8 protein-coding genes are annotated in these 7,314 nt (G+C 68.1%); 6 read left to right on the top strand and 2 right to left on the bottom strand.

Going from position 1 to position 7,314, the window contains the following annotated elements; genetic code table 11:
* On the top strand, positions 1-278 hold a 278-nt coding region (locus ACTS2Z_RS06730; RefSeq protein WP_442572452.1), incomplete at its 5' end, for a hypothetical protein.
* Here the strand turns inward: ACTS2Z_RS06730 and ACTS2Z_RS06725 are convergent.
* Together ACTS2Z_RS06725 and purE are read right to left on the bottom strand one after the other, a co-directional pair.
* Positions 264-1,331, bottom strand: a complete 1,068-nt coding sequence (locus tag ACTS2Z_RS06725) for a 5-(carboxyamino)imidazole ribonucleotide synthase (protein WP_442572451.1) — start codon at positions 1,329-1,331, stop codon at positions 264-266. The genes ACTS2Z_RS06730 and ACTS2Z_RS06725 overlap by 15 nt on opposite strands.
* A 10-nt stretch (positions 1,332-1,341) precedes the next feature.
* Positions 1,342-1,845, bottom strand: a complete 504-nt coding sequence (gene purE, locus ACTS2Z_RS06720; protein WP_442572450.1) for a 5-(carboxyamino)imidazole ribonucleotide mutase — start codon at positions 1,843-1,845, stop codon at positions 1,342-1,344.
* A gap of 149 nt (positions 1,846-1,994) precedes the next feature.
* Between purE and ACTS2Z_RS06715 the strand changes: the two genes are divergently transcribed.
* The 5 genes from ACTS2Z_RS06715 to ACTS2Z_RS06695 all read left to right on the top strand — a co-directional run.
* A complete protein-coding gene (locus ACTS2Z_RS06715; protein WP_442572449.1) occupies positions 1,995-2,726 on the top strand; it encodes a GGDEF domain-containing protein in 732 nt (243 codons plus the stop codon).
* A 50-nt stretch (positions 2,727-2,776) separates the two neighbouring features.
* Entirely contained in the window at positions 2,777-3,799 is a 1,023-nt protein-coding gene (locus tag ACTS2Z_RS06710) for a threonine aldolase family protein (protein WP_442572448.1), read from the top strand.
* Between the two features lie 268 nt (positions 3,800-4,067).
* Complete coding sequence (locus ACTS2Z_RS06705; protein WP_442572447.1) at positions 4,068-4,787, top strand: ImuA family protein; 720 nt, start codon at positions 4,068-4,070, stop codon at positions 4,785-4,787.
* Positions 4,702-6,261 carry a Y-family DNA polymerase gene (locus tag ACTS2Z_RS06700; RefSeq protein ID WP_442572446.1) on the top strand — a complete coding sequence of 520 codons (1,560 nt, stop codon included), beginning with the start codon at positions 4,702-4,704 and terminating at the stop codon, positions 6,259-6,261. The genes ACTS2Z_RS06705 and ACTS2Z_RS06700 overlap by 86 nt, the downstream gene beginning before the upstream one ends.
* A partial coding sequence (locus ACTS2Z_RS06695) for a PHP domain-containing protein (protein WP_442572445.1) occupies positions 6,258-7,314 on the top strand: 1,057 nt, incomplete at its 3' end. The genes ACTS2Z_RS06700 and ACTS2Z_RS06695, both read left to right, overlap by 4 nt.

Raw genomic sequence — 7,314 nt, 5'->3', positions numbered from 1 at the left:
CCGAGCTGGCGCTCTATCATATCCGCGCGTTCGGTCAGGGACCGCTGGAGTTTGACGAGGATATGGACAGGCTGGAGTTCGAACTGGAACAGCTCGGCGTCAGCCCTTCGACGCTTGAGGCCTTGCGCGTGCACTTCCTCAATGCCCAGCGCGAGCAGACCCGCCGATCTCCGCTGCTGCGGGCGATGGACCGCGATCGTGCCTCCCGCACGGATCATCTGGGGATCGGCCCCTCCATCACGCCGCAGCGCGCCCGCGATCCGTCAGGAGAGCGGTGAGAGCCGGTTCACATGACCCATCTTGCGGCCTTCGCGCGCTTCGCCCTTGCCATAGAGGTGCAGACACACGCCCGGCTCTGATGCCAGCGCCTGCCAGCGCTCCACATCCGCCCCGATCAGATTGTCCATGCGCGCGGCCGAATGCGGCGCCGGATCACCCAGCGGCCAGCCCGCGATGGCCCGGATATGCTGTTCGAACTGGCTGACGGTGCAGGCATCCATCGTCCAGTGCCCGGTATTGTGGACACGCGGCGCAATCTCGTTGACCCAGAGCCGCCCGTCCTCGAGCACGAAAAGCTCCACCGCCAGCACGCCCACATACTCAAGGCCGGAAAGGATGGCCGAGGCTATGCGCAAGGCTTCACCGGCAAGGCCGTCCGCGCCCGGCGCCGGAGCCGTCGAGACGCGCAATATGCCGCCCTCATGATGGTTCTCAGCCAGTGGAAAGGCCGCGACCGCACCGTCCACGCTGCGGGCGGCAACAACCGACACTTCGCGTGTGAAGGGAGCGAAGGCTTCGAGTATGCAGGGCACGCTGCCAAGCGCCTCGAACGCCGAAGCCGCGTCCCCGGCGCGGCGTACGACCTGCTGGCCCTTGCCGTCATAGCCGAGCCGCCGCGTCTTCAATATGGCCGGCACGCCGAGCGCCTGCGCCGCCGCGATGGCATCTTTTGCGCTGGACACCGCCTGCCAGGGCGTCGTCTCGATACCCGCTTCGTTGACGAAGCTTTTCTCCGTCACGCGGTCCTGACACACCTCCAGCGCCTTCACGCCGGGGCGCAAGGGCGCATGGCGGCCCGCAGCCTGCGCCGTCTCGACAGGCACGTTTTCAAACTCGTAGGTGACGACATCAACGCTGGCGGCAAAGCGGGCAACCGCCTCGAGATCCTCGTAAGGCGCGATTTCGCAGGCCGCGGCCACACGCCCAGCGGGGCTGTCGTCCTCCGGGGTGAAGATCACGCAGTCAAAGCCCAGCCGTGCGGCATCCAGCGCCAGCATGCGGCCAAGCTGGCCACCGCCGAGAATGCCGATGCGCGCGCCGGGTTTCAGCATGGTGTCGAGCCTAGTCCTCTACCGTGTCGGGAACGCTGTCGGTCTGGCCCGCTCGGTGGTCTGCCACACGCTTGGCCAGTGCTGCATCGCCCAGCGCCAGGATGGAGGCGGCGAGCAAGCCTGCATTCTTCGCCCCGGCCTCACCAATGGCGAGCGTTGCAACCGGAATGCCGCCCGGCATCTGGACGATGGAGAGGAGGCTGTCGAGCCCTTTGAGCGCCTTTGACTTAACCGGCACGCCGAGCACCGGAAGCTCGGTCAGGGATGCCACCATTCCCGGCAGGTGTGCCGCACCGCCAGCGCCAGCAATGATTACCTTCACACCGCGCGCCCTGGCAGATTTCGCAAAGTCGACCATGCGGTCAGGCGTGCGATGGGCCGAGATCACGCGGACATCACAGGCAACGCCAAGAGCGTCGAGCGCCCCGGTTGCATGCTGCATGGTCGGCCAGTCCGAGCGTGAGCCCATGATGACCGCTACGGGCGGAGCAGGATCAGGAAAACGGGTCGCCATGCGCAGCCTCCGGGCAGCGGAAAGCGCGCGAGCCTAGCCATAAGCCGTTTGCCGTCAAGCAGCAGGTGAACCCGTCTCGCGCCAATTTGAGCCTTTATTAACCACGATCCTGAAGACTGCAGCCGAGTCACAAGGAAAGGATCGGGGACATGCGGGTGCGATCCAGTGGTCCGGCTGGCAGTCTGATGGCTGCAGGACCGGTTGGCAGTACAGCGCGCAGCGATGCGGCGGGCGCCGTTTCTGCGCCTGCGCCTGCGCGCCGCACCGGCGATACCGCGTCCATCATGGGCGTTCCCGAGGCCGAGCTGACCCCCAATGTCCAGCGTGCCCTGCTCACCCTGATGGGAGAGGTGGACCAGCTGCGCCGGGAAACCGAAGCGCTGCGTGCCAAGGTTCGCGATCTGGAAAACCTCGCCGACCGTGACGTGCTGCTGCCTGTCCTGAACCGGCGCGCCTTCCTGCGCGAGGTATCGAAAGCCCTGTCACTGGCAGAGCGTCACGATGCGCCTTCGGCGCTGGTCTATTTCGACCTCAACGGCTTCAAGGCCATCAATGACACGCACGGCCATGCCGCCGGTGACGAGGCCCTGAAAGTGGTCGCCGACACGCTGGTCGCGCAGCTTCGCGATACCGACGCAGTCGGCCGCCTTGGCGGTGACGAGTTCGGCGTGGTGCTGGTCCTGACCCCGGTTGAAGCGGCAGAGCGCAAGGCCGAGGAGCTGGCCGAGGCCATCGCGGCAGCCCCGATCCATTTCGAGGGTCTGACCTTGCACCTGAAAGCGGCCTGGGGTGTCCAGACGCTGGAGAGCGGCATCACCCCGGAAACGGCCATGGCCGAAGCCGACGCTGCCATGTATGCGCGCAAGATCGCCGCTGCCTGAACGGCGATGCAGCGTTGATCGGGCGGTGAACTGGTGCCAGCTTCGCGCCCATGAGCTTTCTGTCCGACACCACCGCCCCCGCCCACCCTGCCCTTCTTGATGCCATGGCCCGCGCCAATGCAGGCGCTGAGGCCAGCTATGGCAATGACGCCATATCGGCGCGCGTGAAGGCGAGGCTGCGCGAGATATTCTCCACCGATCTGGAACTGGTCTTCACCGTGTCGGGCACGGCTTCGAACGCGCTCGCCCTGTCAGTCCTGTGTCCGGGTGACAGCGCGGTCCTGTGCCATGACGAGGCCCATATCCACCGCGACGAGCGCGGCGCGCCGGAATTCTTCACCGGCGGTGCCAAGCTGATCCCCTTGAAGGGCGATCATGCCCGGCTGGACGCCGAAACGCTGGCCGCCGCGCTGGAGGAATGGCCGGACGATTTCGTCCACACCACCCCGCCGGCCGTCTTGAGCCTCTCCAACCTCACCGAATCCGGCACCGCCTATGATGTGGAGCGCGTCTCCACGCTTGCCGGCATGGCCAGGGCACGCGGCCTCGCCGTGCACATGGACGGCGCGCGCTTTGCCAATGCGCTGGCCGGGCTGAAATGCGATCCGGCAGACCTGACCTGGCGGGCGGGCGTCGATGTCCTGAGCCTGGGTGCCACCAAGGGCGGGGCACTCGCCGCAGAGGCCGTGATCCTCTTCCCCTCCGTCATGGACCGGCTTGGCGCCCTGAAAGTGCGCCAGAAGCGCGCCGGTCACATGTTGCCGAAAATGCGCTATGTCGCCGCCCAGTTCGAGGCCTGGCTGGAGAACGGGCGCTGGCTGGAGCTGGCCGCGCACGCCAACGCCATGGCGGCGCGTCTCGCCAAGGGGCTTGCCGGTGTCGAGGGCGTCACCCTCGCCCACCCGGTGGACGGCAACGAGGTCTTCGCCAACCTGCCGCAGACCGTTCAGGACCGCCTGGAGGCGGCCGGTATCGGTGTCTACCAGTGGACGGACGGCTCCTTCCGCCTGGTCACCAACTGGCAGACCAGAGCCGAAGACGTGGACCATCTGGTCAACGCCGCGCGGGGCTAGGGTTTCTAGCTTCCCATCCCTCGTTTTCCCGACGCAAGTCGGGACCCAGAAACATGCTGGGCACCGGCTTTCGCCGGTGAAACGTGTGAGTTGCACGTTATAGGTCCCCACCCTCCCCCTCGTCGTTCCCGCGCAGGCGGGAACCCAGAGCCACAAGCGTGGCCATCGCCCCATGATCTCTGCAGACCCGCCTACGCGGGGATGCGAGGAGAGTGGCGTACCGAATCACCGCTCTTGACTCTTGGGCCCAAGAACAAAATAAGAACATATGGCCCGTGCGATCCTCAAAGACCTGCCCCTGAAACGTCTCGCCCTGCACAGCGAGGAGGCATCAACGCGCCTGGAGGACAGGCTCGGCCAGCCGCTGGAAGGCGTGCACGAGATCGTGCCGGCAGCCTTTGCCGATGCCCCGGCGGCGCTGGGGCTGGCCGTCGGCTTTGCCCATACCCGCCCGCATGGCGGCTGGCTGTGGGTACGCGCGCGCAAGCAGCGCCTTGATCAGGGCCGCATCAGTGCGCGCGGGCTTGCCGCCCTTGGCGCAGATCCGGGCCGGGTGATGCTGGTGGAAACCCGCACCGCCACCGAAGCCTTGCGGGCGATTGACGAGGCGGCCCGCTCATCGGCGCTGGGCGCCGTGATCGCAGAGCTGGACGCGGCAGACTTCACCTTCACCCGGCGCCTCAGCCTGGCCCATGAGCGCAGCGGCACGCCGGTCATTCTGGTGCGTTCCTGGCGCACGCACGAGGCCAGCGCGGCGCGCGCCCGCTGGCGCGTGGCCTCGGCCCCGTCTGCTCCCAACCGGTGGGACCCGCGCAGCCCCGGACGCCCGCGCTGGACGGTGACGCTGGAGCGCTCTCGCGATTTTCCCGGCCGGGCCGGAGACAGCTTCCTGATGGAGATGAATGATGCGCCGCTTTGTGTGCGTCTGGTTCCCGCACTGGCCAATGGAGAGGCTGAAGCGCACCCGCACCACGCCCTGGCCGGTTGAGGACGGCGCACCCTTTGTGCTGACCGAAACCAGCGTGCATGGCCGCACGCTGGCAGCAGTGAACGCACCGGCAGGCGCGCTGGGGCTGGAGGCCGGGCTTCGCCTGACCGATGCGCGCGCGCGTGTGCCGGGACTGGTGGCCGAAGAGATAGACCGCAGCGCCGATGCGCGCGCCTTGCGCCGCCTGACCTTGTGGATGGAGCGGTTCAGCCCGCTTGCCGCCATGGACGGGGAGGACGGCCTGCGCCTCGACGTGACGGGCTGCGCGCACCTGTTCGGGGGCGAAGCCGCCTTTCTGGCCGCCATCCGCCGCGCGCTGGAGGGTCTGTCCCTGACCCCTCGCCTCGCCCTTGCCGACACGGCAGGCGCGGCCTGGGCGCTCGCCCGGTTCGGGGACACGCATGGGGTGCGCGCAGAGCCGGGCAAGGCGCGTGAGGCGCTGGCCCCGCTGCCGGTTGCGGCGCTGCGCCTGACACCGGCCACGATCAGCGTGCTGCGCCGGTTCGGGCTGACGCGCATCGGCCAGCTGGACAGGATCGAGCGTCAGGCCCTTGCCCGCCGCTTCCGCAACCGGGAGGCCGCGGGCGATGTCCTGTTGCGGCTGGACCAGGCGCTGGGCGCGCGCCCCGAACCACTTGTGCCCTTGCGCCCGCCCGCGCGCTTCACCGCACGCCTGTCAGGGCCGGAACCCCTGATGAGCCTTGGCGGTATCGAGGACGCGCTTGGCAAGCTGCTCGCCACCGTCACGCGCCAGCTGGAAGAGGCCGGCAAAGGCGCGCGGCGCTTCATCCTGACCGGCTATCGCTGCGATGGAACGCGCACCAGCGCCAGCCTCACCCTGTCGCGTCCGGGGCGCGATGGCGCCGCAATCGCGCGCCTCTTCGCCCCGCGGCTGGAAGCCATGGACCCCGGCTTCGGGATTGATGTGATGACGCTGAGCGCCCATGGCGCCAGCGCGCTTGATGCCCTTGCCAGCGCCTTGCCCGACAGCGCGCCCTTGCCCGGCTCCGACCCGGCGGAGACGGCGGCGCTGGTAGACCGGCTCAATGCCCGTCTGGGTGATGATCTGGTGCAGGTCTTCACCCCGCGTGAGAGCCATCTGCCCTGGCGCAGCGAGATGGCAGAGCCGTTTCCCGGCGCCCTTGCCCCCTGGCCGGAGGCAGGACCGCCCTCAGGCCTGCGACCGCTCATCGTGTTCGACCGGCCAGAGGCGGTAGAGACCATCGCCATACTGCCCGATGCGCCCCCGGCGCGTTTCACCTGGCGCAAGGTTACCCGCACCGTCACCCGCGCAGACGGGCCGGAGCGGATCGGACCGGAATGGTGGCGCGGCGCCGCCGACGGCGTGCGCGCCCGCGACTATTACCGGGTGGAGGACGAGAGCGGGCATCGCTACTGGCTGATGCGCGAAGGGCTTTATGACGATGCGCGAGGGGGGCCGCCGCGCTGGTATGTGTGCGGGCTATTCGCATGACTGCCCCTCCTTACGCCGAACTTCAGGTCACCACCAATTTCTCCTTCCTGCGCGGGGCGAGCCACGCCTCGGAACTGGTCGAGCAGGCCAGGGCGCTCGGCCTCTCGGCCATCGGGGTATGCGACCGCAATACGCTGGCCGGTGTGGTACGCGCCCACACGGCGGCCAAGGAGCAGGGTCTGAAACTGCTGGTCGGCGCACGCCTCGACCTTGCCTGCGGGCTCAGCCTGATCTGCTATCCCGAAACCCGCGACGCCTATGGCCGCCTCTCCGCCCTGATCTCGAAGGGCAAGATGAAAGCGCCCAAGGGCGAATGCCATCTGACCCTTGAAGACGTGATGGAGGCAGGCCAGGGCCAGTGCGTCATCGCCGTGCCGCCAGAAGAGATTGATGCCCGCTTCGAGGCCGTGCTGGAACGGCTGGGCGCGGCCTTTGCCGGGCGCATCTGGCTGGCAGCAAGCTGGCGCTACCGGGGCCGCGACCGCGAGCGCATCGCCCGGCTGGATGCGCTGGGCCGGCGTGCCGGCACCCCCATCGTGGCGGTCAATGACGTGCTCTATCACGAGCCGAGGCGGCGGCCCTTGCAGGACGTGATGACCTGCATACGCGAGCACTGCACCATCGAGGAGGCGGGCCTGCGCCTTGAGCCCCATGCCGAACGGCATCTCAAAAGCCCGGCCGAAATGGCGCGCCTGTTTGCAGGCTTCGAGGCCGCCATCGCCCGCACGCAGACAATTGCGGAGCGCTGCACGTTCAGCCTGGACGAGCTGCGCTATGAATACCCGGACGAGCCGGTGCCGCCCGGCTCCACCCCGCAGGCGCATCTGGAGCATCTGGCCTGGAAGGGCGCCAACTGGCGCTATCCCGGCGGGGTGAGCGCGAAAGTGAAGGCGCTTCTGGAAAAGGAGCTCGCCCTCATCGCGGAGCTGCAATACGCGGCCTATTTCCTCACCGTGAACGACATTGTCGCCTGGGCGCGCGCGCAAGGCATTCTGTGTCAGGGGCGCGGCTCTGCCGCCAATTCGGCCGTGTGCTACTGCCTTGGCATCACCT

Source organism: Glycocaulis sp., from assembly GCF_052168375.1.
Taxonomy (GTDB): Bacteria; Pseudomonadota; Alphaproteobacteria; order Caulobacterales; family Maricaulaceae; genus Glycocaulis.
The sequence above is the reverse complement of the archived record's forward strand: the minus strand, read 5'-3'. Positions and strand labels throughout refer to the sequence as shown.